Annotated in this window: 45 protein-coding genes; 1 reads left to right on the forward strand and 44 read right to left on the reverse strand. The window is 64.9% G+C overall.

Annotated features, from left to right (window positions below; genetic code table 11):
• Nucleotides 1-26: 26 nt before the first annotated feature.
• The 44 genes from ABIB45_RS03715 to ABIB45_RS03930 form a co-directional block, all read right to left on the reverse strand.
• The gene (locus tag ABIB45_RS03715) at nt 27-410 is read right to left on the reverse strand and encodes a hypothetical protein (protein WP_354214588.1); all 384 of its coding nucleotides are present in this window, start codon (nt 408-410) and stop codon (nt 27-29) included.
• Nucleotides 407-763: a hypothetical protein gene (locus ABIB45_RS03720; RefSeq protein WP_354214589.1), complete on the reverse strand. Its 357-nt coding sequence runs from the start codon at nt 761-763 to the stop codon at nt 407-409. Before ABIB45_RS03720 ends, ABIB45_RS03715 begins: the two co-directional genes overlap by 4 nt.
• A gap of 39 nt (nt 764-802) precedes the next feature.
• Entirely contained in the window at nt 803-1,687 is an 885-nt protein-coding gene (locus ABIB45_RS03725; protein ID WP_354214590.1) for a hypothetical protein, read from the reverse strand.
• A gap of 46 nt (nt 1,688-1,733) precedes the next feature.
• Nucleotides 1,734-2,288 carry a hypothetical protein gene (locus tag ABIB45_RS03730; protein ID WP_354214591.1) on the reverse strand — a complete coding sequence of 185 codons (555 nt, stop codon included), beginning with the start codon at nt 2,286-2,288 and terminating at the stop codon, nt 1,734-1,736.
• A 59-nt stretch (nt 2,289-2,347) separates the two neighbouring features.
• Nucleotides 2,348-3,304, reverse strand: coding sequence for an ATP-dependent DNA ligase (locus tag ABIB45_RS03735; protein ID WP_354214592.1), 957 nt, complete (start codon nt 3,302-3,304; stop codon nt 2,348-2,350).
• A 69-nt stretch (nt 3,305-3,373) separates the two neighbouring features.
• Entirely contained in the window at nt 3,374-4,396 is a 1,023-nt protein-coding gene (locus ABIB45_RS03740) for a DUF4236 domain-containing protein (protein WP_354214593.1), read from the reverse strand.
• A 114-nt stretch (nt 4,397-4,510) separates the two neighbouring features.
• Nucleotides 4,511-4,795: a hypothetical protein gene (locus ABIB45_RS03745; RefSeq protein WP_354214594.1), complete on the reverse strand. Its 285-nt coding sequence runs from the start codon at nt 4,793-4,795 to the stop codon at nt 4,511-4,513.
• 84 nt (nt 4,796-4,879) lie between these two features.
• Nucleotides 4,880-5,158: a hypothetical protein gene (locus ABIB45_RS03750; RefSeq protein ID WP_354214595.1), complete on the reverse strand. Its 279-nt coding sequence runs from the start codon at nt 5,156-5,158 to the stop codon at nt 4,880-4,882.
• 55 nt (nt 5,159-5,213) lie between these two features.
• On the reverse strand, nt 5,214-5,615 hold the full coding sequence (locus ABIB45_RS03755) for a hypothetical protein (protein WP_354214596.1): 402 nt from the start codon (nt 5,613-5,615) through the stop codon (nt 5,214-5,216).
• A gap of 2 nt (nt 5,616-5,617) precedes the next feature.
• Entirely contained in the window at nt 5,618-6,139 is a 522-nt protein-coding gene (locus ABIB45_RS03760) for a hypothetical protein (protein ID WP_354214597.1), read from the reverse strand.
• A gap of 138 nt (nt 6,140-6,277) precedes the next feature.
• Nucleotides 6,278-6,595: a hypothetical protein gene (locus ABIB45_RS03765; protein WP_354214598.1), complete on the reverse strand. Its 318-nt coding sequence runs from the start codon at nt 6,593-6,595 to the stop codon at nt 6,278-6,280.
• A 29-nt stretch (nt 6,596-6,624) separates the two neighbouring features.
• The gene (locus ABIB45_RS03770; protein ID WP_354214599.1) at nt 6,625-6,891 is read right to left on the reverse strand and encodes a hypothetical protein; all 267 of its coding nucleotides are present in this window, start codon (nt 6,889-6,891) and stop codon (nt 6,625-6,627) included.
• Nucleotides 6,888-7,502 (reverse strand): hypothetical protein, encoded by a 615-nt coding sequence (locus tag ABIB45_RS03775; protein ID WP_354214600.1) that lies wholly within the window; start codon nt 7,500-7,502, stop codon nt 6,888-6,890. Before ABIB45_RS03775 ends, ABIB45_RS03770 begins: the two co-directional genes overlap by 4 nt.
• 116 nt (nt 7,503-7,618) lie before the next feature.
• Nucleotides 7,619-7,837, reverse strand: a complete 219-nt coding sequence (locus ABIB45_RS03780; RefSeq protein ID WP_354214601.1) for a hypothetical protein — start codon at nt 7,835-7,837, stop codon at nt 7,619-7,621.
• 74 nt (nt 7,838-7,911) lie between these two features.
• Nucleotides 7,912-8,241: a hypothetical protein gene (locus ABIB45_RS03785; RefSeq protein WP_354214602.1), complete on the reverse strand. Its 330-nt coding sequence runs from the start codon at nt 8,239-8,241 to the stop codon at nt 7,912-7,914.
• Nucleotides 8,238-8,483 carry a hypothetical protein gene (locus ABIB45_RS03790; RefSeq protein WP_354214603.1) on the reverse strand — a complete coding sequence of 82 codons (246 nt, stop codon included), beginning with the start codon at nt 8,481-8,483 and terminating at the stop codon, nt 8,238-8,240. The genes ABIB45_RS03785 and ABIB45_RS03790 overlap by 4 nt, the downstream gene beginning before the upstream one ends.
• A 37-nt stretch (nt 8,484-8,520) precedes the next feature.
• Nucleotides 8,521-8,937 (reverse strand): hypothetical protein, encoded by a 417-nt coding sequence (locus ABIB45_RS03795; protein WP_354214604.1) that lies wholly within the window; start codon nt 8,935-8,937, stop codon nt 8,521-8,523.
• 10 nt (nt 8,938-8,947) lie between these two features.
• A complete protein-coding gene (locus tag ABIB45_RS03800; protein ID WP_354214605.1) occupies nt 8,948-9,700 on the reverse strand; it encodes a hypothetical protein in 753 nt (250 codons plus the stop codon).
• Nucleotides 9,693-10,034 carry a hypothetical protein gene (locus ABIB45_RS03805; RefSeq protein ID WP_354214606.1) on the reverse strand — a complete coding sequence of 114 codons (342 nt, stop codon included), beginning with the start codon at nt 10,032-10,034 and terminating at the stop codon, nt 9,693-9,695. The genes ABIB45_RS03800 and ABIB45_RS03805 overlap by 8 nt, the downstream gene beginning before the upstream one ends.
• Nucleotides 10,021-10,485 (reverse strand): hypothetical protein, encoded by a 465-nt coding sequence (locus tag ABIB45_RS03810; RefSeq protein ID WP_354214607.1) that lies wholly within the window; start codon nt 10,483-10,485, stop codon nt 10,021-10,023. Before ABIB45_RS03810 ends, ABIB45_RS03805 begins: the two co-directional genes overlap by 14 nt.
• Nucleotides 10,473-10,838: a hypothetical protein gene (locus ABIB45_RS03815; protein ID WP_354214608.1), complete on the reverse strand. Its 366-nt coding sequence runs from the start codon at nt 10,836-10,838 to the stop codon at nt 10,473-10,475. Before ABIB45_RS03815 ends, ABIB45_RS03810 begins: the two co-directional genes overlap by 13 nt.
• A complete protein-coding gene (locus ABIB45_RS03820) occupies nt 10,831-11,031 on the reverse strand; it encodes a hypothetical protein (RefSeq protein ID WP_354214609.1) in 201 nt (66 codons plus the stop codon). Before ABIB45_RS03820 ends, ABIB45_RS03815 begins: the two co-directional genes overlap by 8 nt.
• Nucleotides 11,032-11,073: 42 nt before the next feature.
• Complete coding sequence (locus tag ABIB45_RS03825) at nt 11,074-11,904, reverse strand: hypothetical protein (protein ID WP_354214610.1); 831 nt, start codon at nt 11,902-11,904, stop codon at nt 11,074-11,076.
• Entirely contained in the window at nt 11,901-12,470 is a 570-nt protein-coding gene (locus ABIB45_RS03830) for a hypothetical protein (protein ID WP_354214611.1), read from the reverse strand. Before ABIB45_RS03830 ends, ABIB45_RS03825 begins: the two co-directional genes overlap by 4 nt.
• A gap of 99 nt (nt 12,471-12,569) precedes the next feature.
• Nucleotides 12,570-12,881, reverse strand: a complete 312-nt coding sequence (locus ABIB45_RS03835) for a hypothetical protein (protein WP_354214612.1) — start codon at nt 12,879-12,881, stop codon at nt 12,570-12,572.
• A 143-nt stretch (nt 12,882-13,024) separates the two neighbouring features.
• On the reverse strand, nt 13,025-13,594 hold the full coding sequence (locus ABIB45_RS03840) for a hypothetical protein (RefSeq protein WP_354214613.1): 570 nt from the start codon (nt 13,592-13,594) through the stop codon (nt 13,025-13,027).
• 33 nt (nt 13,595-13,627) lie between these two features.
• Nucleotides 13,628-14,056, reverse strand: a complete 429-nt coding sequence (locus ABIB45_RS03845; RefSeq protein WP_354214614.1) for a hypothetical protein — start codon at nt 14,054-14,056, stop codon at nt 13,628-13,630.
• Nucleotides 14,049-14,579 carry a hypothetical protein gene (locus tag ABIB45_RS03850; protein WP_354214615.1) on the reverse strand — a complete coding sequence of 177 codons (531 nt, stop codon included), beginning with the start codon at nt 14,577-14,579 and terminating at the stop codon, nt 14,049-14,051. The genes ABIB45_RS03845 and ABIB45_RS03850 overlap by 8 nt, the downstream gene beginning before the upstream one ends.
• A complete protein-coding gene (locus ABIB45_RS03855; RefSeq protein WP_354214616.1) occupies nt 14,554-15,147 on the reverse strand; it encodes a hypothetical protein in 594 nt (197 codons plus the stop codon). Before ABIB45_RS03855 ends, ABIB45_RS03850 begins: the two co-directional genes overlap by 26 nt.
• 194 nt (nt 15,148-15,341) lie before the next feature.
• Entirely contained in the window at nt 15,342-16,019 is a 678-nt protein-coding gene (locus ABIB45_RS03860) for a helix-turn-helix domain-containing protein (protein ID WP_354214617.1), read from the reverse strand.
• Between the two features lie 100 nt (nt 16,020-16,119).
• On the reverse strand, nt 16,120-16,980 hold the full coding sequence (locus ABIB45_RS03865) for an ATP-grasp domain-containing protein (protein ID WP_354214618.1): 861 nt from the start codon (nt 16,978-16,980) through the stop codon (nt 16,120-16,122).
• A 152-nt stretch (nt 16,981-17,132) separates the two neighbouring features.
• Complete coding sequence (locus ABIB45_RS03870) at nt 17,133-17,321, reverse strand: hypothetical protein (RefSeq protein ID WP_354214619.1); 189 nt, start codon at nt 17,319-17,321, stop codon at nt 17,133-17,135.
• Nucleotides 17,318-17,596: a hypothetical protein gene (locus ABIB45_RS03875; protein ID WP_354214620.1), complete on the reverse strand. Its 279-nt coding sequence runs from the start codon at nt 17,594-17,596 to the stop codon at nt 17,318-17,320. The genes ABIB45_RS03870 and ABIB45_RS03875 overlap by 4 nt, the downstream gene beginning before the upstream one ends.
• Complete coding sequence (locus ABIB45_RS03880) at nt 17,593-17,910, reverse strand: hypothetical protein (protein WP_354214621.1); 318 nt, start codon at nt 17,908-17,910, stop codon at nt 17,593-17,595. The genes ABIB45_RS03875 and ABIB45_RS03880 overlap by 4 nt, the downstream gene beginning before the upstream one ends.
• Complete coding sequence (locus ABIB45_RS03885; RefSeq protein WP_354214622.1) at nt 17,897-18,133, reverse strand: hypothetical protein; 237 nt, start codon at nt 18,131-18,133, stop codon at nt 17,897-17,899. The genes ABIB45_RS03880 and ABIB45_RS03885 overlap by 14 nt, the downstream gene beginning before the upstream one ends.
• A complete protein-coding gene (locus ABIB45_RS03890) occupies nt 18,130-18,405 on the reverse strand; it encodes a hypothetical protein (RefSeq protein WP_354214623.1) in 276 nt (91 codons plus the stop codon). Before ABIB45_RS03890 ends, ABIB45_RS03885 begins: the two co-directional genes overlap by 4 nt.
• 92 nt (nt 18,406-18,497) lie before the next feature.
• Complete coding sequence (locus ABIB45_RS03895) at nt 18,498-18,815, reverse strand: hypothetical protein (protein ID WP_354214624.1); 318 nt, start codon at nt 18,813-18,815, stop codon at nt 18,498-18,500.
• A 75-nt stretch (nt 18,816-18,890) separates the two neighbouring features.
• Nucleotides 18,891-19,757, reverse strand: a complete 867-nt coding sequence (locus tag ABIB45_RS03900) for a Helicase associated domain protein (protein WP_354214625.1) — start codon at nt 19,755-19,757, stop codon at nt 18,891-18,893.
• Nucleotides 19,754-20,617 carry an ATP-grasp domain-containing protein gene (locus tag ABIB45_RS03905; protein WP_354214626.1) on the reverse strand — a complete coding sequence of 288 codons (864 nt, stop codon included), beginning with the start codon at nt 20,615-20,617 and terminating at the stop codon, nt 19,754-19,756. The genes ABIB45_RS03900 and ABIB45_RS03905 overlap by 4 nt, the downstream gene beginning before the upstream one ends.
• Nucleotides 20,618-20,780: 163 nt before the next feature.
• Nucleotides 20,781-21,032, reverse strand: a complete 252-nt coding sequence (locus tag ABIB45_RS03910; protein ID WP_354214627.1) for a hypothetical protein — start codon at nt 21,030-21,032, stop codon at nt 20,781-20,783.
• On the reverse strand, nt 21,029-21,319 hold the full coding sequence (locus ABIB45_RS03915; protein ID WP_354214628.1) for a hypothetical protein: 291 nt from the start codon (nt 21,317-21,319) through the stop codon (nt 21,029-21,031). Before ABIB45_RS03915 ends, ABIB45_RS03910 begins: the two co-directional genes overlap by 4 nt.
• A 56-nt stretch (nt 21,320-21,375) precedes the next feature.
• Nucleotides 21,376-21,594 carry a hypothetical protein gene (locus ABIB45_RS03920; protein ID WP_354214629.1) on the reverse strand — a complete coding sequence of 73 codons (219 nt, stop codon included), beginning with the start codon at nt 21,592-21,594 and terminating at the stop codon, nt 21,376-21,378.
• Nucleotides 21,595-21,652: 58 nt separating this feature from the next.
• The gene (locus ABIB45_RS03925; RefSeq protein ID WP_354214630.1) at nt 21,653-22,372 is read right to left on the reverse strand and encodes a hypothetical protein; all 720 of its coding nucleotides are present in this window, start codon (nt 22,370-22,372) and stop codon (nt 21,653-21,655) included.
• The gene (locus ABIB45_RS03930) at nt 22,369-22,686 is read right to left on the reverse strand and encodes a hypothetical protein (protein ID WP_354214631.1); all 318 of its coding nucleotides are present in this window, start codon (nt 22,684-22,686) and stop codon (nt 22,369-22,371) included. Before ABIB45_RS03930 ends, ABIB45_RS03925 begins: the two co-directional genes overlap by 4 nt.
• Before the next feature lie 295 nt (nt 22,687-22,981).
• Here ABIB45_RS03930 and ABIB45_RS03935 point away from each other — a divergent pair, with 295 nt between their 5' ends.
• Entirely contained in the window at nt 22,982-23,413 is a 432-nt protein-coding gene (locus ABIB45_RS03935; protein WP_354214632.1) for a LexA family protein, read from the forward strand.
• Nucleotide 23,414: the final 1 nt, after the last annotated feature.

A 23,414-nucleotide genomic window follows, 5' to 3' on the forward strand; every position in this document is an offset into this window, starting at 1 on the left:
GTGTGCGGAGTCCTCCACTCCGGTCATCAGGCAAAAGCCGCCGCAGCGTCTTCCCGTGGGTAGGGAAGCCCGGCGTCGATGGCCCCTTCGGTGCCGATCTGGTCCAGGATGGCGTGGATGTGTATTGGGATGGAGTCGAAGGCGTTCATCTCACGGTCGAGGTCGGCGATCTGGGCAAGGACCCGGGTCAGGACCGCGGTGTGGTTGTGGCCGGCCGCCTCCGCATTGCGTACCTGGACGTACTGTTCGAGCTCCTGGGCCCGGTGGGCTTCCAGGGACAGGTGCATGCCGAGGGGCATCCCGCAGCGGCACGTCTCCTGCTCGTAGATGCGGCCGTCGGCGTCATTGACGGAGATGGGCTCGCCGTAGCCGCGATGGGCGTCGTCGAACTCGGCGGCAGTGGTGGTCATCGGGTCACCGATACGGCGCGCTGGTGGACGGGGGTCAGGTTCCAGACCTTGATACCGTCTTTTTCCAGCGGGCTGAGGATCCGGATGGCGTCGGGAGTGCTCTCACAACCGGCGCGACGGGCGGACCACCAGGCAGCGTCCAGGTCGTCGTAATAGCTGGTTTCGCCATTGCCGCTGGTCACCAGGAAGAGCTCGTCCGGTCCAAGGGCGATCTCCACGTCGCTGAGGGGAAGTTTCATGGCGTCATCGTTCAGCATCACAACGGTACGGCGCCGGTGGGGCTCGGCGATGACGCTGATGAAGGCCTGGAAAGTGCGGGTGCCGGCGGGCTGGGTGTTCACTGGTTCGGTCATGGCTGTGATGTGTGCGGAGCCTGGCGGGACGCTCCCCGGCTAGTAGCCGGACGCGGTCAGAACATCGGTGATGTGGGTGTCGGAGACGTTGGCCCTTGGCGCGGCCGTGGGGTTGGCGTTGACGATCAGGACGATCGCGGCGCCGTCGCGGCCGACCCTGACGTCGAAACCGCCGTGCTCCAGAAGAGCTTTGCCGGCGGCGTTCAGGACCTTCGCCTCGTCCTGCGGCCCGTAGCTCTGGATGTGGACCAGCGGGGTGTCGGTGCCGATGACAGGCATGTTCCGGACATTCCCGGCGCCGGCGGCAGTCAGTACCTTGTCGACTTCCCCGTACAGCCCGAAGGAAACTTGGGTGACGGCCAGCGGCGGCACGCCCGCGGCCGTCCAGAGGATCTCATCCCCGAGAGGCGTTGTCGTGACCGTGGAGCTGCCGCCGGCCGTCACGGGTGCGTGGGTGATGAGGCCGTTGGCCAGCAGCCAGTCAAGAGAAACGGTCGGCAGGTCGTGGGAGGTGGAGGCCCATTTCGTCTTGCCCGTTTTCCCGGTGCCAACAGCAGTGACGTAGCCCTGGCGGACGTCGTAGAGGGCGTTGGCCCGCTTATCCGTCATCACACCAGCTACAACATGCGGCGCTTCCGGGACCTCGTCCTTGGGGACGAACGGCTTGGGTGTGATGCCGTACAGGATGATGAGGAGTGCTTCGCCCGTGCCGGTAATGGTCACCGCGGCCGGTGAGCCGCCGATGCCGGGGGCAGGGGCGATGTGGTTGTCGTTCAGCAGCTCGTCCAGGGCGTGGTCATTGAGGGGCCCGGCGGAGGAGTGCCAGGTGTTGAACCCGGGAACCGGCTCCACAGTGACGGTTCCTTCGTAGACGGCGAGGAGCATCGGGGCGCGCGGATCGGACTTGCTGAACAGGAGAGTCATGGCAGTAATGTGTACGGCACAGCCGTTGGCACTTCCCGGCGGCCAGTTACTGCTGCTGGCAGCAGTCCGGTCCGCAGTCCTGGGCTGGCTGCAGGTATTCGGCAAGATGCTCCGGGTCACCGCTTCCTGTGTACTGCCCGACAGCGCCGATATGGACGCCATCGGCCACCTGGAATGTGATCCCAAAGTCGGTGACCTCCAGGATGCGCCGGTGACCCAGCCCGTAGCGCTCCTGGTCGCCGACGCCGTCGGAGAAGTAGTGCAGCACGGACCCGGGCACAACCTGCGCCGGAATCTCGGTGCCCATGGTAGCGAGTTTGGCGGTGTAGTCGGCCAGGCGCCCGGCAGCCCATCGAGCCTGCGTCCTGAAAGACCCACGGTCCGGGCGGCCACCCCAGGCGACCGCTTCGAGGGCGCCCCGGATCTCGTCGTGCCGGCCATCCTCACCGGTCGGAATGGGCGGCAGTGCCGCCACCGCCGCGTGGAAGGCCAACATCAGTTCCTTTTTCGGCGGGAAGTTGTAGCCCGCGAGGGAGGCGAGAGAGATGTGGTCCAAAGCCTCGGCGTAGTAGCGCAGCAGGGGGTGTTGGCGAATCGGCATGGGACTCCTTAGTCGGGTCGGGTGTCGGCAATGTGTACGGCAGCCGGTTTTCCCTGCCGCTATCCGCGCTTCAGATGGTGCGGCAGCTCAACCGCGCCGGGGTCAAGTTCGGGGCGGACGCGGAGATACCGCACCGGGTGCCGGAATGAGTGTCCCGACCATGCGACGTCCGCGGAGACTTCCACCACGATGGGTTCGACCCGGGTCAGGCGGATCGGGTCCTTGTCCTTGGTGAACCGGTCCAGGATTCCTGGGGTGATCACCTCGGGCCAGGGGTGGTTCTCGCGAGGGATGTGCAGGTGTGCGGCCAAGGCCTTGGCGTTGGGTGCGGACAGGGGCGATGACCGGCCGGCGATCCAGAGCCTGCCGTTGATGGGCAATCCGATCACCACAGCGGAGGGCCGGTCCCGCCGACCGATGACGGCCGCGCACACAGCGTCAATCTGGTCCCGGTGCTTGACCTTTAGCCACTGCCTGACACCGCCCTCATAGGACTGGGCGCCACCCTTGATGACCAGGCCCTCAATTCCGGTGACCGGCATTTCCTCGAACCAGGTCGCTGCCAGGACGGGGTCGGTTGTTGCGGGGGAGAGGTTCAGCGGTGGCGACCACCCGCCGGTCAGTTCTTCCAGCAGCGTCCGTCGGTCGCGCAGCGGAATCCGTCGGGTGTCGTGGCCGGCGACGGCAAGGACATCGAAGGCAGCAAAGGACGCGGGCAGCTCCCGGGCGACGCCTTCCATCGCAGCCTTGGAGGTCACCATCCGGCGCTGGAGGGCGTTGAAGTCGAGCCGGCCGCCCGTCCAGATGACCGCTTCGCCGTCTACAATGCAGCCGGGAGGGATCTGGTCTTCCGCGGCCGCGATCAGGTCTGGGAAGTACCGGGTGAGGTCGCTGCCTTGACGGGACCAGATGCTGGCCCCGTGATCCTCGGTGGCGATGATAATCCTGAAGCCGTCCCACTTGGGCTCGTAAATTGCCCCGCCCGGCATCGCACCGGGCTTTGGAATGGCTTTCACGGCTTTAGCCGCCGCCAGCAGCAGCGGAGGCCGAAGACCCGGTGGCAGGGCAGACAAACGGGTGGTGCCCTAGTCCTGGAAGTTGGCGAGGTGCTCGCGCAGGCCGGGGTAGGCGCTGTTCTCGGAGAGGACCTTTTCGAAGTCTTTCCGGGCCATCGCGCGTTTGCCTTCGCTCAAGTACGTGAGGCCACGTTCGATCAGGGCACGCTGGCGGAGTTCGGCCGGGCGGGACCGGATCCGCAAGGCCTCCTTGAACGATTCGCGGGCGGCGTCGAAAAAATCCTGCTCACGGAAGGCGATGCCGCGCTGGATTAGCAGGTACGTGGCCGCCTCGTCCTCGTTGGTGAGGCCATCAGTCAGGTCCACTACCTCGTCCCAGCGTTCCAGCTCCGCATACAGTTCAGCCAGGGACACGGCGGTGACGGTGCTCGGCTCCAGCTGCTCGACGACGTCGACGGCGGACGCGAGGTCACCGGCGTCCTGCTGGAGTTCGGCGAGCATGAGACCGATGTAGTCCCGGTCCAGGGGCAGGGACACTTCGATGCCGTCGGCGATGGCCAGGCGGAAGCCATGGTCCGGGAGGTACTTGGTGACGAAGGCGTCCTTGGCCGGGTCGTACCCGGTACCGAACAGCCATCCGATCAGCTCGACGGCGCGGTGGTTGTCGCCGGAGGGGATGGCGCCGCGGACAACCTCGAAGAGGGCCGCCAGGGGGCGGGCCTGCTCAAACTGGGATCCGATGCGGGCCAGTTCGGTGGCGTCCGGCTTGGCGATGAGGGCCTTGTGGAGTTCCTTCTCCCATTTGGGTGCGAAAAGGCCGGGGACCGGGGCTTTAGGCGAGACGGCCGGGGCAGCAATCGCTGCGGAACGGGCACCAGTGCGGGCCGGCGTCCGGTTTCCGGACCGGCTGGTGGTGGAAGAGACGTGCGAGATTCCGGTGCCGGGGACGCTCAGGGTCCGGGTCACGCGGCCGGAAGTGTTCGTCGAGATCCTGGCGCCTTTGACACCGGCGCTCAGGCCAAGGCTCTTCGGAGTGACCGTCATCCTGACGCCCGGTGCGATCTTGAACGACTTCCGTACCCTGAATCCCATATCGGCCCCAATCCACACGACTGTATTTGCGCTGCCCAGCGCAGCCGGACCCAGTATAGAGTCCGGGCGCCGATGCCGGACTGCCAAAGGGACATGTGTCCCGGCGGCGGCCGCTTAGGCGTCGTACCGCTGGTCGTCGTTGAGCATGTGCTGGAGATGGAACTGCTGGTGGTCTGCGAACACCCGGTCCGCGACAGGTTTGGTGCTGGTCAGGAACGGGATCTCCAGGGAGTCGCCGCAGCCACGACAGACGATCTCATCGGTCCACTTCCAGCTGTAGGCCGGGTGGTATTCCTTGATCCGGGCCGTCGCGTCGTGAACGACCGCGGCGAGGGAGCTGAGGTCAGCAAGGTCCGCGGTGCTGACCAGGGTGCTGAGTTCTGTGTGTTCGAGTGTCATGGCCCGGACCTTCCGATGGTGCCGATGGATCTGATGCCACTAATGTGTGCGGCGTCACGTTCCGGGCTCATCGCTCGGAAAGAATCAGGCGCCGAAGAACACCTTCGGGTCAGCGGAACCGAGGAGGTCGCGGCGGAACGCGATGGCATCGACCGGGGTGGTGTCCATGAACAGGATGGCAATCACGGTGGAATGCACCACGGTGTACCGGGTCGGTCCTTCAAGCCAGGACATCATGCCGGTGTAGTCCTCAACGACCAGACCGTCCCCGAGGAGCCCATGTCTTTTGAGGAGTTCCTCGACCGAGTTCCAGGCCCAGTCCATGAGATCGCAAATTGCTGCATCCACCGTTGGAGCGCTCATACTTCGATGGTGGCACCGGGCGCTGACGATCCGTGGGAGAAGAGCCCCTGTGTCGTCAGTCCCGCTGCTTCCTGGCTCGGCGGCGGTCTTCACGTGCAACCCTGCGTGCCACCGGTGCGACGACGTTGACGTCTGGCCCCGCGGGTTTGAGGCCCTGCTCATGCTCGGCAATCCGCTTCCGATGGCCTGCGATCATGCGGTCAGCTTTTTCCTGGTCCATGGGCGGGTACTTTCCATTCCCGGCCTGCCGCTTTTCGATGGCCGCAATCGCCATCCTGCTGTTGGCGGCACTGTCCTTGGCGGCCCGTTTCCGGCGGGCCAGGTCTGAAGCGCCGTCGTCTTCCAGCCGGTAGAGCCGGGCGCGGACGGCGACTTGCGGGAACCTGTCGACCAGGTTTTCTCCGGCGGCGATGCGGATGCCGTAGTAGTCGTCCGGCCCGGATGGGTTCTCCGTCATCGTTAGAAGCTTCCGCTGTCGCCGCCGCTGAAGCTGCCTGAATCGCTGTAGCTCGAGCTGTTGTCGCTGGGGGTCGGGTCGGGGGTGTACGAGACAGGTTCAGGTGCGGTGTACGCGGGCTCCGGGGCCGAGTTGGAGGCCGGTTCCGGAGTGTATTCCGGCGACTCTTCCTGACGGGACTCGTGGTGCTCTTCGGATCGGTCAGCGGCAGGCTCGTGGTGGTGGTTGATACTGCTTAGCGCCTGCTGCATGAGGAGGATGTTGACCAGGTCAGCTCCGGAGTTGTCGTGCATCGCCCGCTGGGCCGGCCGGGCCTCGTAGCGGGCAGGGGCCGCCTGGGGTGCGGGAGTGGCAGCGTACTGCGTCCGTTCCGGGACGTAGGTGGGGCGTTCGGTAGTCCTGGCTGCTGCCCGCTGCGTGGCTGCTGCCCGGCGGCGGTAGAAGTTGGCGGCGAGCACGGCGCCGGTGATGACGGCTGCGCATGCGAGGGCGATCAGGAGGATCAAGACGATCGGGTTGTCCATGGACGGCTTTCTGTTCGGCGGGTGCGGGGTATGAGCACCCGCAGGGCTCATGTGTGGGGCAACTGGGGGATCGCTCCCCGCCGGAGACGCAGAAGGCCCGCCCACCATCGGTGAACGGGCCCTGTGACGCGGTGGCGCTTAGAGGCCGCCTTCTGCCAACGCGGGGGCCAGGGCCCTGGTGAACCTCTTCTCCGGGTGCTTCTTGGACAGGAGCTTCCGGTCGAACTCGGCGACACCGACCAGGGTCTCGTTCAGGAACAGCACGGCAGAGTCGTCGTTGTGCACCAGGTAGTACCGGGCGCCGCCGACCGGCCAGGACCGCAGGCTGTGGAAGTCCTCAGCTTTGGCCAGGCCGTGGCTGAGTCCGTCCACTTCGGGCAGCTGGCCGCGGATCTCCTCAGAAATCTCGGGGGTGATCAGCGAGGAGATGATGTCGTCAATGCGGGGAGTAGTCATGGGTGGATCCTTTCAGAGGTGCCTGACATTCAGGCGGTGGCGGCCCGCCGGGCGACGGGACGTGGCTGGATGAGGTCGGCGACCTGCTGGCCCACGAGGGTTTTCAGATAGGTGTGGACGCCGGTCCAGCATCGCTGATCGGCTCGGCAGGTTTCCTTGCGGAGCAGTGGGAAGCCGCCGCGGCGGACGTCCCTTACGAGGCACTGCTCGGGGGTGAGCGGGCGGTACAGGCGCAAGGAACGGCCCCCTCCTGTCCAAAGCATGATGGGAGCCATGTCGTCCGAATCGTCGGTCATGAGGCTGCTTTCAGGGTGTGGGCCGCCGCGGCTTCGCGGGGCTGATGGATGGAGCAAGGGAAGACCGCCATGCAGACTCCACAGCGGTTGGCGGAGCGCGCGTAGGTGATCGGGGCGTCCCGGCGGAGCGGCTCCCGGTGGGCGGTCCGGGCGGCGGCGGACATCAGGGAGATGATGAACGCCAGTGGGGGCGCTTCCGGGGTGAGCCTGGGCGCGCCCTTCCTGGCCCGGAGTTTGCCGTTTGCGCCGGGAACCAGCAGGCCCCAGTCCTCCGGCAGTTCCCCGGGTTTGACAATGTTGGCGTCCGGAACAACCAGCCACCAGTGATGCATGTGCCGCTTGATGGCGTCGGCCTTGGCGGGGTCGCGCAGTTCGCTGAGCCAGTCCGCCCTCAAGACTTTCACCTCGTGGCCGTGCAGGGCCAGCTTGTCTCCGAAGGAATTGCCGCCGTGCTTATCGCCCGCGACGAAGTCAGCGATTCGGTCGCCTTCGGAATAGCCCAGCGAACTCTTCACGTGTTCGGCCCGGACCCAGCGGTCAGAGATGGTGCCCCGGCGGATCGCCGTGTACCGGTCCAGGAGCAGATCCAACATGTCGCGCTCAGTTGCCATAACCACCCTCAGCTGATCCGGGAAGCTTCCGGACGGCGGTCGCAAACAGGGAGATCGCGGCCAGGGCGCCGCTGGCGAAAGTGAATGATGAGAGGAGGTTTCCGGGTTTCATGTGCTCACTTTCTATTTCGATGGTTCGGCGGTTCTGCCCGACGGTCGATGCGAGCGGTGAGGATGACGAGCAGGGCGCCGACGACGATGCCGAAAGCAGGAATGCTCATCAGTTCAAGTGCCCGGGCCGGGGCGTCGGCGGCAAGTGCCGCGGCGGGGATGATGGCCAGGAAGGACAGGGATAGCGGGGCAGCGATTGCGACGCCGCGAACGGAGAGTCTCATGGATTCCTTCTTAAGTGGGTGGTGTCCGTGTCCGTCATGTGTGCGGGGCTGTTCAGTCTGCTCACCGTCAACGTTTAGCGGGTAGTGGTCCGCACTGCGGATGCGTGACGGTGGCGTTTGGCCCGTGAGAGCGGGCGCCGGGCGGAGCCGGCCCGCCATTCCTTGGTTGCCGGGTCCCATTCGATGAGCACCCTTCCTCGGAGCTGTCGGAGGTTGTACCAGTACTGGCTGCATTCGGGTCGGTGGTTGTCGCCTTCGCGCCAGAGAATGGAGACCTTCCCGTCGGGGTTGGACCGGCTCCCGGGGTCGTGCACATACGGGAAACCGATCAGGATGTCGCCCGCTCTCAGGCCCCAACGGTCATCGTCATCGAGTACTTCGTACCGCCAGGCCTTCTGGCTCACGGAGTCTCCTTGGTCATTTTCAGCGCAGCCCTAAGCTCGGCGGCCATGCCGGTCAGGTTGTGGCCACGCTTGGCGTAGCGGTCGGCCACTGTGGAGCTTCCGTGGGTGCGGGTGTAGTCGGCGGTGCGGTGGAGGCCGGCAGCCTGGGTCTCCCAGGAGGAGGCCAGTTCCAGGGCGGCGCTGATGGCGGTCTGCTGATCAAGGACGATCGGCGGCAGGACCGCCTGCTCCACCAGCATCATGATTCGGGTTCCCGGGGCTCGGCTGTAATGGTGCGCCTCAAAGCATGCCCCAGACAGCGTCCGCGTCCTGTCCTGATTTCCAGGGTGCGCGCCGTTGCAGGTCCGCGAGGTGTTCGTCTACCAGCAGCTGCCCGCGTTGGAAGCGGGCCTCCGTCCGGCGGACATCCCACCACCATCGGATCCGGTCGAAAAACCCGTCCCCGAAGTCGCCCGAAGCGGGTGGCGCGAGCTTGATCTTGTCGGCGTGGACCCGGTCGGCGTCCTCGCGGCGGCCGGCGCAGAGGTAGACGATCTCGAGCCGGTTCAGGATCATGCAGGTTTCCTCGTACCGGCCGGCGCACATCCTCAGCAGGATTTGGAGCCTGACTGCCTGGTGGGCGCAGATCAGGGGGTCATCGGAAGAGAACGCTGCGACGGACATGCCGCCACGTTCACCGAAAGGCCACCGTTCCATGTTGCTTACCTCAGCTTTCTGTGGGGATGGTTGCACCGGCGCCTTCGATGGCGTCGATGAGCCGGTCCGTCATGATGAACGACGACTCGATTTTGCCGATGCTGGCGAGCCGGAAGGACCGGTTGATGACCTCCGCGAGAGCCCGGAGAAGCGCTGCATGGCAGTCCTCGTCAATGACGGCCCGGGTGTTGACCCGGTAATAGGGGGTCCGGGATCCTTCGTTGAGCTCATCGGCGCGGGTCCGGAGCCACTCGGCGCAGCCTCGGATCATGATGCGTTTGAACCGTGGGGAGACGCCGGGGTCAAGGTCCATGTCGGCAGCGATGTCCGAGAGGGAGGCATGGTCGAAGTGGTCGGCCGTGGTGCGGAGGGCGGCTGCGAGGCGTTCACGGATCAGGGATGCCATCGCCGCTTCGTGGTTAGCCGGTTCCACGTAGTGGTCCTCGAACTTCGCCGTGTAGTCCTGGATGAATTCCGGGACGCCGGCGGCTTGGGCGGCTGCACGCTGGTCTGCATCCCAGCTGCTGTGGAGGGACATGCTCAGGTCACGGGCGGTATCGGCCCTGATGGCGTGGAATTCGGGGAGAGTGAGGCGGACGCGGTCATCTGCGGCGTCGATGGCTGCCAACAGTGTCTCGGCCCGGGCAAGGGCCTGGTCGCGGGTAGGCCCGGAGATTTCGTCCCAGGAGCTGTCATCGGCCGCAAGACCCCGGCTGAGGTTGAAGTCTGCGCGCGCGGCGGCTTCGACGCGGGCGTTAGTCATTGGAGTCTTCCGGGGCGCCTTCAGGAACGGGCTGCCATTCGGTGGTGTGTGCCGGGTAGCTGGTTTTGGTGCGGGCCAGGAGGGTCGGGTTGTGAACGGGGGAGAGGACTTTGACGAAGGCTTCGACTTCGCGGAGAGTTCCGCTGCCGACCTCCTGGACCCGGAGGCCTGGCTGGTGAATGTCGGCGGCGTACTCGGTGGTGACGGTGGCGGTCGGGATGATTCCAGCGGTGGCTGCGGCCTTGAGGACGTCAGCGATGGTGCCGGCTCCGACGAACCTCAACTGGGGGTCTGCCTCGTAGATCTCTTCAATGCGCGGGTCAATGGTTTCCATGGCCGTCATGTGTGCGGCGGTGTTGGACTTCCTCCTCGACCTCATCGGCGGCTGGTGACGACGGGCCGAAGTGATTCGCGATATTGTCCCTGAAATCGGCAACGTCGTCGCTGATTCGGCGGAGGTGGTCGTCGGCTTCGAGGAACAGCCCATCGGTGTGCGCCTGCTCCCACCGATGCTGGTCCCCGGGGCGGGCCAGGAGCCTGAGGTGGCGGGGGCGTTCGGTCCAGGCTTTCCTGGCGGAGCGGCCGATGAAGCGTGCAGCGGTGGCGGCGATGCCGGCTTGGTAGTCGCTCTCCTTGACGCGGCCAAGGGATGCCAGAACGATGGCGTACCGGCTGGCGTAGCGGTTCATCTGCTCGGGCTCACCCCAGGAAGAAAGAACGAGACCGCCGAGGAACCCGGTCTGATACTCGAGGCATTCCAGGTCCAGTTGGCTTACCGTCGCCACGTAGTTGTGCTCCCGTCCACGTTGGTCATGCGGTGTGCGAGGACATCCATGTGATGCTCTTTCTCGCAGAACTGGATGACCTGGCCGGCGTCCGGGGTTCCTTCAAGCAGGTCGCGGACGGCGGTGCAGCGGCTGGCATTCCAGAGCTTGACTGCGGATCTTGCTTTCAGCACCTCTTCAACAGTCGGGGCGGGCAGGCCGGTCACCCTGAGTTTGGTTCCGTGACGGGCCAACACATCGGCATCGATGGACGCGACAGCGGTGAAGTAATGGACTGACACCTCAGGCTCGGGGGCTCCGATGACGTGGTGTCGGCTGAACGACTGGACTGGCACGAGCTCGTGGTTACTCATTGTCGGCGCCGCGCCAGTGCGTCTTCTGGCCCTTGTCGTTGACCATCAGGTGGGCGCCGCGGTTGTCGTGTCCGGGGGGCTTCTCGCACGTCCACAACACCTTGCCGGCAAACTCTGGCAGTTCCTTGAGCGGGTCGCGGACCTTGTCGCAGGTCGCGGTGTCGGCGGGCGCAGGGGTTGTTGTCGTCGTCATGCCCTTTATGTGTACGGAGAGGCCCCGGCCCCTCCCCGCCGGTCAGGCCGCCGTGGCGTACTCGTGATCCCCTGCAGTGTCAATTGACCAGCCCTCAGCGGCAGCGCGGCTCCGCGCCCGGTTGGCCTGGGAACGGGCGACGGGAGTATCCTCTGGCGGACGTGTCAGCCGGAGCTTGTTGTAGGCGTAGTCAATTGCCGCCCGCACCTCCTCGGAGGTTCCCCGCCCAGTCAGCAGCCAGCTGATGTTGGTGTGCGCCGTGCCGGCGCATTCCGAGATGGCCCGGCCGGACCACCCGAGACTGTAGAGGGACTGGATCTGTCGCCGGGGCAGGTCTCCGTCGACTTTTCGGCCGGCCGGCTTCGGCAAGGTCGCGATGTCGCGGTAGGAGATTGCCTCCAGCGCCCGCAGGGTGCTCGCCTTGACTTTCAGGGGTTTTCGGCCGTTGTGTCCGAGGCGGGCGAAGTCGATGACCTTGGCGTGGACACCGCAAAGGTGGGCGATCTCCGCTGTCGTCATGCCGGCGTTCCGGAGAACGTTGATGCGGGCGCGGGCCAGGTTCGCATCGGCCATCTCACGCTTGGGTTTGAGCGCCGACGATCGTCTGTTGTAGTCCCGGTTGGCTTCCCCGCAGGGGGTGCAGCGGCACTTGTGGTATCCGTACATGTCACGGGTTCCGTGCTCGTGTCGGGCGATAGGGCACGCGCAGACGGGCAACGCGGAAGCCGCTGCGCGTTTTTTCTGGTTGTTCTCGCGTGTGTAGTCACGGTTTGCTTTGGTGCAGGCCGGGCACTTGCAGAGGTGCTTGTTGTACATGATGCGGGTGCCGTGCTCGTGTCTGGTGCGCGGGCAATCACAAATGGGGAGGATCATGCGGCCAGCTCTTCGTCATCGGCGCTCCACCCCTGGGCAGCGGCACGGGCGAGTGCGTTGTCGCTGCGGGTTCTGTCGATCCCCGTGACTCTCGGGGCTTCCTGGCCTCGGAGCGTGCGGTAAAGGGCATCGACCTTGTGCCGGAAACCTTCAGTGGTGCCGTCGCCGTCGCGGAGCCCGCGAAGGGCACTCTTGGCCAGGCCGCTTCGTTCATGCAGCGCGTCCACGGACCAGCCCAGGCAGTACAGGAATTGGAGTTGGCGCCGGGCGTCGTCCCCCCGGACCTTGGACCCGGCGGGAAGATCGTAGGCGGCAATGTCTTTGGACCGGATGGCCAGCAGCGCGTTCAGTGTGACCTGCCTGATTTTGGCCATGGGCTTTCCACGGCGGCCGCTTCGGATGACGTACATCTGGGAAACGGGAACGGCACACAGATCGGCGACAGCCTCCATGGTCAGCCCGGCGTCAAGGAGCAGGGCAAGACGTTCGCGGGCCAGACCGGCGTCGGCCCACCCCGGTTTGAAGGTGCGGGCCTGCTGTGTTTGGGGCAGGTGGGATGAGGGCATAGAGGTCATGTGTGCGGAAATGGCCGGGAAGCTCACCGGGCAAAGAATACCCCCGCCGCCGGTTGGGCCGGTGACGGGGGTAGGTGGAGCATCTCTGGATCAGGCTGACTCCGGACCGTCGTACTCCCGGGCGATACGGGCCAACACCTTGACGTCCTTGATACCGGCCGTCATGGTCTGTTCGAGCTCGTTGGCGAGACTGCAGCCTTCCATCACGATTTCGATTGCTTCCAGCACGGCCAGGGCGACTGCGAGGTGATGCCGGTGCCCGAGGGACCCGGGTACCCTAGCCTCGCCGGCCCGGTGCGCGACGACGGCTTTGCGGAGCAGCTCGTGCAGGACGGCATCACTGATGTCAGATGCTGCTGTGGGTTGCGTGGCCTGACGGGGGAATTCGATGATGACGGTCATGCTTACTCCTAACGGGTGGTACTCCTGTGCCGGCTATGTGTGCGGCTGGCGTCTCGGGCGTCACCGGCCACGCGTGGTACTTAGTCCGGCACCCGGTCCCAACTGCGAGGAGACCCTTCAACCACACACTCCCGTGAGTTTCCTCAGTAGGTGTCGAGGAGTTCCAGCCGGGCGTAGGTAATGCGGCCCTCGGCATCCCTGTCGAAGTGGTCGTTGTGCGAGTACACCGTCCAGCGGTACTTGCCGGGTGTGACCTCGAAGACCGTGTAGGTGTCGAACGCAAAGTCGGCGTTGGCGACAGCGACTTCCGGACCGCCGTGATCCAACCAGTTCTGGTAGTCAGTGAGCATTGTTGCCCAGAGGTCGGTGCAGATCTTCGCAACGACGACCTCGTCATCGTTGAAAGCCCCGCCCTCGTCCTCGCTCCAGGCGGGAGTAACAACCTGGATCGAACCATCGTTCCTCCGGGTGACGCTGGGGCAGGTGTTGCCGACAAAGGCGTAAGCGGCGTTAGTGCGAGCCGCGAACGCCTTCGCCCAAGCGTCGAGTCCGGATCCATAGTTGATGGAAAATGGCGGCTCGATGTCGAAGTGATTTGTCGAACGCAAGTCATCGGTGGCGATCAGGCGTCCTGAGGGAACTGAAATCTCAATGACGGTGTTGCCTGTGAACTTGGACTGTTGAGCGTAGTAGTTTTCAGAATCTGCTGGCATGGTGGCTTGCTCGCTTTCGGTGGGGGTAGAGAGTCAGGACTCGTGCAGGTTCCAGCGGCCCGGGTGGATGCGGTGCGTGATCACGGCGTCCGGGTCGGTGCCCAATGCGTCTTCGAGTGCGCCGACGGCGGCGGCGAGGCTGTCATGGACCGTGACCGGTTTCTTGCTGTCCAGCCATCCCTTTTCGAACTGCGTTCCGATGCCGAACTGTTCCAGCGGCTTGTACAGCAGGATGATGGGCTCGCTGGCGTTTTCGAACAACTGCTTGTCGCTGGGGTCGGCCCGCCATGCTGATGAGTGCCATGTCCGGGTGCCGTAAGTAATGGACAGGGTCCACGCGGTGCGGAAGTTGGACTGCGCTTTCGAACGGACGAGAACGACCGAGTACTGGGGGAGCGAGGACAGCTCATCCAGGGATCCGATCTCGGTGCACGGGAGCATGTCGCTGACGGCCTCAGACATTGGAAGCCCCCTGCGCGAGGAGAGCTGCTGTCTGGACTGCGGTCTGTTCCGGCGGGACAGTGCTGACCTCGCCGGTGTTGACGTTGACGAGGTAGCTGGCGTGGTCGAAGGTGCGCACGGCGTGGTTCAGGACGGTGTGGGTGACGCACTTCAGGTCAGGGTAGCCAAAGATCGGGACCGTATTGAGGATCGGCGCCGAACCCTGCCCGTCAGCTGTCGGGAGGTCCAAATGGAGGCGCATAATCTCGAGAACGTCCTTGCGGTCGGCGTCGTTCACCATGTCGATGACATCCTCGGCGAGGCCGCCCACGTAGTAGTCCCCCAGGTTGTGGGTCATTTCATCGGAGATGGCCGTCAGGCGGGCGGCGAGCTGTTCGACTGCGCACGCGAGGTCTTCTACGGGGAAATGGCTGGCCAGAACGAGCCGCATCTCGCCGGACATCCGCCGGTGCTCGTCTACCTGGGTGGTGAGGTCCTGTCGGTTGATGCCGACGGATTCAAGGATCGTGTCTATCGAGGTCATGGCGATCATGTGTGCGGAGAGACAACGACCGCTCCCCGTCCGTCAGTTCAGCGACATGCGTAAGCGCTCGACCCCTGGCGCACCCTCCGGTACCAGACGAATGTCTTGGGGGGGGGTTGTTGGCCAGGTGGCCAAGCATGTTGGCGAGATGGTCGCGCTCCGCCGGCTTGTAGGTGACGCCGCGCAGGTCGGAGGCGCGGATGACGGCGGCCAGAGTGAGGAAGTCGGTTATGTGCCGCTCCCGGCCGGGGTCGTTCATGATTCCGAGGGCGGCAGCCTTGCCGAGCAGGCATCCGAGGAGGGTCGGGCGGTTGACGTTCCCCGATGCTGAGTCGGCGCTGACGTCGATGGTTTCCGCACGGTCCAGGGCCTGCTGGGTTGCCGGGGCGGCGATTGTTGTGCCGCCCGTGACGCCGCGCCGGCCGTCGGCCCGTTCGCCCAGGTGCCTCGGAATGAGCACGTCCACCATGGCTTCCCCTCGGAGCCACCGGTGCTGATGTCCTTCGAGGGATTCGCCGGCGGATACAAAGTTGAGACTGACCAGGAGGGCGGTGAAGTCGCGAAGCATCGTGGGGTAGGCGGGCGCGGATGTCCAGGGCCATGTCGGCGTCCTTGGTCGGCCGGACGATCGGGGCGCCGCGTTCGACCGCGTGCAGGTACACGGCCTGGCCGCCAACCAGCACCCAGCCGCGCGGCATGGTTGCGTGGATCTCGAATACCGCCTGCCAGGCTTCCTGCTGTTCGGCGAGCATCGCGGGAAGCTCAATCGGCATAGACGCGCACCAGAATATTGCGTGCAGCTTCGTGCTCGCGGACCCCGGGCCGTTCGGCCAAATCTGCCGCGATCACCAGCGGAGGCAGTTCCTCGGGGACTTCCTCGGCCACATGGAGGACCACATTGGACCGGTGGCCGGGGCTTGGCCTGACGAGGAGCCAGTCCTTGATCAGCGAGTCGAAGTCCTCGCGGCAGACATAGGCTTCAACTTCGGAGTTGGACAGCAGGCCCGAATCAGGGTGGGAAACCCCGGACAGGCGAAGGCGCGGGTCCTCCCGCAGTTCGGCGAGGTCCGCAGGGCTGGAGGAGAACTCTGCCTTCTCGGCCCGTTTGGACAGCAGAGAACGCACGAGGTTCAACGGGTCCGCGGATTCCTTCAGGCGTTCGAGCCGAGCGTTCACCCGGTGCTTTTCGATGGGGGAAAGGACCTGCTCGAGGGAGCTGTCCGCGTTGTTGCAGGCCTTGATGACAAACTGCCAGGCGCTGCGCTCCGAAAGCGGTCTTCCGGCAGGGCGGCCCGGCTGATACTTGGCGACATCCGCCTCGTCGATCACCCAGCGGCCGCTGACACGCTGAGCCGGCATTCGTCCCTCTTCCAGGAGGGCCCGAACCCTTCGTTCTGAAATGTTGAGCCGGACGGCGGCTTCCGCTGAGCTGAGCACCATGAAATTAATCGTACCGTCTACGGAACAATTCGGTAATGGTCGTTGTCGTCGTCGTTACGGCCGTCGTCATCATCGTGGTCATCATCATCGTCGTGCGGGCTCAGACGGCGTTAGCCGGGGCCGGCCAGGCGCGGAAGATGGTGCGCCGGAACAGGTCGTCCGGGGTCCACTTCCAGTGGTCGTAATCGGTGGCCTGTCCGGCAAGGATCGCGTTCACGACACCCGTCGGATTGGCCTCGTGGAAATCCGCGCTCCAGGACGGTCCAGAGCTGATGAGCTGCCAGGCGCCGTCCTCGGTGGCGCCGACATCGATTCGGAATCCGGGTGGCTGGTACCAGACGGTGGCGTCGATAACCTTCTGCGCGAAATGCAGGGCTGCGGCCGTCCGGTCCGGGCTGTTCCCTTCATAGGCATCTGTCCGCTTGCCCGGATTCGGTGAGGCGGCAATCCGGGTCGAGGCGGAGATCTCGCCGTTGGCGATGAAGACGCGGTACCGGTCCGTGTAGGTGACCGGGGTTGAGACGACCACGTGGACGCCGGCGACGAGGTCAGAGACGCGGTGATGGTACTTCCCGACCTGGGCGATAAATGACCTGGGATCGTTGTAGACCCGCTCGAACCCGAGGATTCCGTACTGCTGTTCAGCCAGCCGGATCACTCCGGGACCGTGCCACTCGTTCACGAGTTGGCCGACGGTGGTGCAGATCAGCTTCCGGCACAGAAGGTTGCCGGGCACTGTGGCCAGCCACGATGGTCCGGGGGAGAGGAGCGGAAGGTCCACCCCTGCGTTGCGGATGGATGTGGCGTTGCCCGTGGCCACCCACATCGCGGTCCCTTCCAGGTTGGAAGGGATGCGTCCAGTGGTTGCCTGGACCGGGAGCACCCCGGCAGATGCGAGGTGAGCTGCAGCTTTCTCAGGGGCGTGGGAATCGCCCAGAACGAGGAGTCGGGTATACGTCATGAGGAGCCTTTCGGGAGCCAGATCGTGGTGTAGGTGGCGCCTTCGCGCAGGAGCCGTTCGGAGGATTCGGGCCAGTCGGTGTCGGTCGTGCAGAACCATCGGTTCAGCCTCTGCCCGCCGATCAGGCACCAGCGCTTCTAGTAGGCATGGGGTTATCCGTGCTCGTCGTTGTCGATGATGATCGCCAGCAGCCCGAAAGCGTTGGATCCCCAGCTGGCCAGGACGAGGAGGCTGACGAGCCCGAAGAATCCTGCGACCATAACGCCGACGACCTTGAAGTCCGGCCTCCAGCGGTCCTGTTCGTGCGACTCACGGATCTTGCTGTTGGATGCACGGCTCACGGTCGTTCCTTCTTCGTTAGTGGTGAGGCGGCGCCGCGCCGGCGTTCTTCGGCGAGCTCGGCGGCGCGGTAGTAGCGGCGCAGCTTTCTCAGGTTGGTCACCTTCTGCTCGGTCCAGCCGAATTTGCCGGCCAGTTCAGCCATGGCTGGCCCGTCCCATCCGACGGCGATGCCGTAGATCCAGGCAGTGTCCGCGGCCGAGCCCCAGTCCATCGAGCTCAGGGCCATCGCAGCGTGCAGTGCACCCAGCGGGTCAGTCCCCTTCGCCTTCGTCATGGCGTCACCCCTGTCTGGGCCGAGTCGTGTTCTTGGGCATCCTCCAGGCAGATGATCCGCTTCAGCTCGTCGGAGACGGCCAGGGAGTCCGGGAAGGGGCCGATTCGGCCGGCCTGGTTCCACCGGTCGTTGAGGGCCGAGATGGCGTCGTTCAGGGTCTCCAGGAAGAAGAGGACGTAGGCCTCGTGGAGAGGTTTGTCCCGGGTCCATTCTTCGTCCCGGGCGTAGGCGTCATGGAGTTCTTTGGAGGCTGCGAAGATCCGTTCCGCGTGCGGAATTTCCGGGCGCGGCGCGTCGGTGTCAATCGGAAACACGGGCGGCCTCCTTGCGGGCTTCCTTGCGCTGCAACCGGGTATCGTCGCCGATGTTGATGGCGAACATGACGGCGGACAGCGCAGCCCAGATCAGCAGTCCGCGGGAAAGTTCCGTCGCGAAGCCGATGCCAATGCCGGTGACCGACGCAACGACAATGGCGCGGATGATGTGACGGCGGCCGCGGAGCTTCCATGCCCGGGCGATGGCCGCTTTCCAGGTCATGAGGGCACCTCGGTTACGGTCTCCCAGTCGCCAGCCACCAGGCGGCGTTCGACGCTGTGGCCCTTCGGCAGGACGTGGGCGACCTGGGATTCGTCCAGGTCCAACCAGGTGGTGTCCCATCCGGGGCGATGACGGTATTGGTAGGTCGGTTCCTCCCGGGTGAGGAGTATGGTCAGCTCCATCAGAATGTCCTGGGCCTCTTGGTTTTTCGAGGGCAGGTGGTCCTTGATGAGGTTGCGCAGGTCAGTACGAAGGCTTGCCATGCGGGTCATGTGTGCGGACTTGAGGGCGGCACTCACCACACGGGGACGTGCGAACAGCCCATGTCACCGGAGCGGCATGGGCTGTTCTTGCTATGTCGCGGTTACGTGAGGGCCCAGTGGACTTTGATGGCTTCAGCGATCGGGCCCTTGGCGACATCGACGGTGAGGACCACGGGGGCCTCATTGTCGTGCTCGATGTCGAAGTTGCGGTACACACGGCCGCAGACGGGGCAGAGTGTGTGGATGTCTTCATCCTCTGGCCACGCGGCCAGTCCGGCAGGGACCTCACCTTCTTCAAGGTGGACCGGGAAGCCGTCCGAGTTGGCGGCAATGAGGCCCTCGTCGGATGCGGAGTTGCCGCAGACGCAGGTCAGGCTGGCTACGTCGTGGTCGATGACGTCAGCAATTTCGGTGTCCATCAGGTTCCCCGTTCAGTCGGTGTTCGTGTCCACCCTAATGTGTGCGGAGACACTGCCGGTTCTCTCCGCCCGGGATTAGGCTGCTTCCGCGAGGCGCCGCTCTTGTGGCAGGACCCCTGGAATCCCGCGGAGGACTCGTTCACGTGCCTGGCTCAGCCTGCCGTGCCGGTATTCGCGTCGCTGGACGGTGAGCCATCCGAAGAGGGGATGGCTCCAGTTCCCGGGTAGGGTGCCACTGTGGCCGGCGGCGTATTTCGTGAGTGCGGCGAGGTTCTCGTTCCAGCGGTGTTCGACAAGGCTGGGGGAGGCGATGATGCTTTTGAGGCGGGCGGCGCGGATGTCGTTGAGCTGTGACTCTGCACCGAACGGGCCGCTCAACAGGTACTTTCCCTGGACGTACTCGGTCAACCACGACATGTCTCGACCCGACGGGCGGTAGCCGTTTTCCCTGACAAACTGCTCGGCAGCAGTGATTCTCTCGTCGAGGTTCTTTTCGGCGTAGGACGGTGTGGCGGTCAGGAGGTTCACGATGGCCTCGTGCCGGGCGCGCAGTCGTGGCGTCTTCGTCGCAGGGTCGCCGTAAACGTTGTTGCTGATCCAGGCCCGCAGTCTCACTTCCCGCGCCGGGACTCCGGTGCGGGTGTGCCGCGGCGCGTGTCCGGTGTCGGCAATGAAGGACTTCAGGTCTGCGAAGACCTCGTCCTGGTCAGGATGGGTGTCCAAGGTCAGGGCGCCGGGGATCCTGGCGGCCTGTTCGCGAAGGTCCGTCAGGAGGGTGCCGCGTCTTTCCCGTGACCGGACTGTGCCGAACAGGAAATTCGCCAAGGTCTTCTCGGCTCGGTCTGTGGCGTTGGCCTTGGGCAGCCTGCCGTGCTCCTGCTGGAACCAGTGCAGCGCCTCAAGCGATTCGGCCGCGGTACGCCGGGGCGTGGCGGGTGTCATCGGAGCGGCGCCCCTGTCGGCAGGGGGCGGGATCGGGACAGGAACAACTGGTCAGGCTTCCAGGCCCATCGTTCATTCCCGGGTTCCTGGGAGGCCAGGATGGATTCGATGACGCTGGTGGCCGGCGCATGGTAGATGTTCGAGGACCAGGCGGCGTTGGCTTCAATGACGGACCAGTTGCCGGCCTCGTCTTCACCGACGTCGAGGGTGTAGCCGGGAGGTTGATTGTCTCCCATGGCGTGGACGACGTGTTGGGCGAATGCGGCGGCCAGGGAGGCGTCGGGGGAGCGGTCGGGTTCGTAGGCGTCCCACGTGATAGTGACGGCGCTGTCGTCGATGCCGGGCACGGTCGCCACATAGAAGGACGCGGCGGTCACCTTTCCATGGGCGATGAAGCACCGGTATTCGCGGACATAGTTCATCGGAGCGGACCCGACGAAGTGGAGACTGTCGATATGGTCTGCGTCAGTGAAGACGTTACGGACATGGCGTTGGAAAGTGTCTTCAACCAGATACAGACCAGCGGGTACCCGGGCGTGCTTATGCTCGGCGAACTTGTAGAACATCGGGTCCTCGCCACGGTAAGGCATGTACCCGACAGTCCCGGCCCATACGTCACGGCGCAGGAACCCGGCCGGAACGGTCGGCAGCCAGCCGGGGCCGGCGGACAAGAAAGGATGAGTGGTCCCTGTCTTAAACATCCGGACTGCGAAGATGCCGGAGCACCAGAGTGCTGTCCTGCCGTCCAGGATCGGGGCCTCAAGACCGAGGGTGTGTTCGACGTCGATGGTGCCGGCGGCGGCAAGGTCCTCGGCAAGCCAGCTGGCGCTGGTGACGACAAGAAGCTTGTCGTAGTTCATGATCGGTCCTCGGTTCGGGTGGCGCGCTTTGCGCTCCGGCGGGCCCGGCGCCGAAGGATGGGTTTTTGGTCCCCGGTGTGGCAGTAGATGCAGCCGCCGTTGGCGGATTCCGGGCAGCACTTAGACGAATGCGGTCGGCCGCGCTGGTCCCGGTCAGTGCCGCTCATCGGTTCTCCCGTACCTTGTTCCAGAGTTCCCAATTGCAGGAGGTCGAGCCGTAATTGCCTCTTGAGAGGCACAGCAGTTCGGTTCCTTCGACAATCGGTTTTGTGAGGTAAGCGCTGTGGGGTTCCTCCACTGGGATGTTGACGCTGTCCGGGGCCGGAGCCTCCTCCTCGACCGTTCCGGAGGGCACGGCGCAGCCGGTCAGGGCCAGGGCTGACAGGATCAGCACGCCGGCGAACAATGGCTTCACGCTGACCAGCGTTTGGCGATGACTTCACGGATGCCGAGGCCATCGGCTACTGAGCGCCACACACCGTAGCCGGTGCAGGTCATCAGCTCGAACTCGATGCCCGGCTGGGCGCCAAGAACACGCTCGACATACCGAAGCGCCCCGTCTTCGGTGGACCACACGGAGATCCCGCCGGTGTCTTCCGAATAGGAGGAGAGCAGCGCGCCCCAGACCTGAGCGGTGTCAACGGTCAAGGGGAGTGCTTCGGCGCGGCGCGGACGGGTCAAGGTGGTTGTCATGGCCGTCATGTGTGCGGAGTCTCCGCCACAGCTCACCGCTTAGGCGCCGACACCGAACGTGGGGGTCAGGCCGCGGGGGTGAGCGGAATGCGCGGCTTGCGGATTGGGCGAGCCGGGATGTTGACGAGCACGGGGGTCGGGACCCCGACCCCCTCGATGGTCTGCTCCCAGTCGGGGGCGAAGGTGTTCCTGATGGTTCTGTACAGGTAGGAGCCCAGCCAGATGAACATGACGGCGGCGAACAGCCAGGAGACGTAGGTCAGGAGAAGGTCGGTGATCAGCATGGTCCTGATGTGTGCGGGTCGTCAGGTTGCCGTCACCGGAGGATCCCATGCGGGAGAATCAGGCGCCGGCGGCGGGCCGTTCTGAAACCGGCGGTGTGTCGGTGACGCCGAGAACATAGTCGAACTGGGCGCACTCAGCCTCCAGTTGTGGGATCTCAGCCACGAGCTTTTCAAGATCGGCACGGGCTGTTTCAAGACGAAGTCGGGCTGCAGTCCGCTCCGTCGGCATGGCGCGAAAGATCCAGCGGTTCACCGGTGATTCGACGTCAAGGTTGGGTTCCTTGTCCGGCGAACGGGTGAATTCGGAGTTCCGTCGCAGCAGCTCCTCATCACTGACGCGCTGAATGGACGGCCCTTGGACCGGTGCGACGTTCTCGGCCCGGATGACAGCATGGCCCTTGAATGAATCGACCCGGGTCACCGCGAAGAAGGACTTTTCGTGTTCCATGCTGGGTCGGATCCAGACGGGTGAGTCCAAGGTGGTCGGGTTGGGGTTGAACTTGCTGACCGGCTGGGTGGCGTGCTGGTGCAACATGAATGTCAGGCGGTTGACGGTGACCGAGTTCATTCGGTCGTAGACAACCTCGATTCCAACATCCGGGAGGTGGGCGCGGTGCCGGCGGAGGTTGCCGGGCACGTTGGCAGTGCCGAAGCCGGCGATGATCACCAGGGGGTTGTCCGGGATGGCGCTCAGGGCATCGATCAGCTGACGGACGGTGAGCTGGGTGGTGGGTGCAGTCATGGCCGTAATGTGTGCGGAGACGGGTTCCGGGCTCACCGCGGCTCATTGGTCCACGTGCAGACCACGGCGGCGATGCCGCGGGAACTGTCGCCGTCGGCGTCGGTGGAGCATGTCAGGCCGAAGGCGGCGGCCCCGAAATGGAGGTCAAAGCCCGCAGAGTGCCCGCGGGTCTGCCCTTCGGTGGCTCGGACTCGATCTCCACCGTCGCCGGGAAGCGCGGTGACGTCCAGGGCGCGGTCGAATTCCGGGGCGGCCGACTGGCATCCGGTCATCAGGGCCGCGGTGGCGGCCAAGGCCAGCAGCGGGACCATGATGCGGCGCTTCACTGCCTGTGGTCCGATGTGCCGCATTTGGTGCCGAGCAGGTAGGTGTGGTGGCAGCGGTTACAGGTGCCGAGATGCTGGGGCGCGGGGTTGGTTTCGGCTTCCAGGGGACCGGCGTCGGTAGTACGGGGCGGACTGGGGGAATCGGTAGCAGAGATCATTGCTCCCATGTGTGCGGACCGCAGTCCTCCGCTCACCCGCATCAAGGACGGTCGGGGCCCGGAGTAGGCCATCAGCCGTATAATTTTGTTCGAAGAGATGTTCACATTTGGAAAAGCCTGTTGAGAACAAAGATTCGATTAAAGCAAGGAGGGAGCCGTCGATGAGCGTCGTCGTCCTGTCGTCTCTGGACGTCTTTGCATCGGATCTCAAGGGTCCGCTCGTGTCTCCGGTCTCGGTGCCGGCGGGCTTCCCGTCACCTGCACAGGACTACTTCACCGGCCGCATCGACCTGAACAAACACCTGATCCGCGACGTCACCAGCACCTTCCTGGTCCGGGTGTCGGGACATTCGATGGACGGCGCCGGCATCGCCGACGGCGACGAACTCGTCGTGGACCGGTCGATCACTCCGGCTGACGGCCAGGTTGTCATCGCGGTCATCGACGGGGAACTGACCATCAAGCGGCTCCGGCTTGAACATGGCCGTGTCAGGCTGGCTGCGGAGAACCCCGACTACCCGGACATCATCGTCCCGGAATTGTCTGAAGTAACGGTGTGGGGTGTCGTCACCCGATGCCTGCACCACGTCTGAA

This window comes from Arthrobacter sp. UYCo732 (assembly GCF_040547265.1).
In the GTDB taxonomy this organism is placed as follows: domain Bacteria; phylum Actinomycetota; class Actinomycetes; order Actinomycetales; family Micrococcaceae; genus Arthrobacter.